General features: G+C 59.1%; 1 protein-coding gene. It reads left to right on the forward strand.

Annotated elements, in window-relative coordinates; genetic code table 11:
• Positions 1-237: AMP-binding enzyme (locus BBG47_RS28780; RefSeq protein ID WP_139070870.1), on the forward strand; the 237-nt coding region annotated here is incomplete at both ends.

Raw genomic sequence — 237 nt, forward strand, 5'->3', positions numbered from 1 at the left:
AGGTGAAGATCCGCGGTTACCGGATCGAACTGGGCGAGATCGAAGCGCATTTGCTGCGAATTGAAGGCGTCAAAGAAGCGGTCGTGTCGGTTGTTACCGGGGAAACGCAGGAACTGTGCGCCTATGTAACGGGCAGCGGCGAGCTAACGGCGCAGGCGATGCGAAGCAAGCTGGCGGCGGGCCTTCCGTCATATATGCTCCCCTCGCACTTCATTCGCTTGGAGAAGATGCCGCTCA

The organism is Paenibacillus sp. KS1 (assembly GCF_001680695.1).
Classification (GTDB): Bacteria; Bacillota; Bacilli; order Paenibacillales; family Paenibacillaceae; genus Paenibacillus_B; species Paenibacillus_B suaedae.